The 844-nt window shown below is 50.7% G+C and carries 1 rRNA gene; it reads right to left on the minus strand.

Annotated elements, in window-relative coordinates:
* Positions 1–844: ribosomal RNA gene (locus Q0791_RS24915) — 23S ribosomal RNA — on the minus strand; the annotation flags it as partial.

Genomic DNA, 844 nt, shown 5'->3' on the forward strand with positions numbered 1-844 from the left:
CCACCAGGCACTGTCCCGAACCCCGATTCAGGGGCCGCGGTTAGAACATCAACACTACAAGGGTGGTATTTCAAGGTTGACTCCACATCATCTAGCGACAATGCTTCAAAGTCTCCCACCTATCCTACACATGTAGGGTCAATATTCAGTGCCAAGCTATAGTAAAGGTTCACGGGGTCTTTCCGTCTAGCCGCGGGTATACGGCATCTTCACCGCAATTTCAACTTCACTGAGTCTCGGCTGGAGACAGCGTGGCCATCATTACGCCATTCGTGCAGGTCGGAACTTACCCGACAAGGAATTTCGCTACCTTAGGACCGTTATAGTTACGGCCGCCGTTTACTTGGGCTTCGATCATGAGCTTCTCCTAAGATAACCCAATCAATTAACCTTCAAGCACCGGGCAGGCGTCATACCGTATACTTCCTCTTGCGAGTTTGCACAGTACTGTGTTTTTGATAAACAGTTGCAGCCACCTGGTATCTGCGACTCCCGTCAGCTTAGAGAGCAAGTCTCATCACCAACAGGAGCGTACCTTCTCCCGAAGTTACGGTACCATTTTGCCTAGTTCCTTCAGCCGAGTTCTCTCAAGCGCCTTGGTATTCTCTACCCAACCACCTGTGTCGGTTTGGGGTACGATTCCTGCTAACCTGAAGCTTAGAAGATTTTCCTGGAAGCATGGCATCAACTACTTCAGTCCCTTAGGACCTCGTCATCAACTCTCAGCCTGCTCATTTAAGAGCGTGTGTCCGGATTTGCCTAAACACACAGCCTACAGCCTTAAACGCGGACTACCAACGCCGCGCTAGCCTAGCCTTCTCCGTCTCTCCATCGCAGTTAGCAA

This window comes from uncultured Shewanella sp., assembly GCF_947495455.1.
Taxonomy (GTDB): Bacteria; Pseudomonadota; Gammaproteobacteria; order Enterobacterales; family Shewanellaceae; genus Shewanella.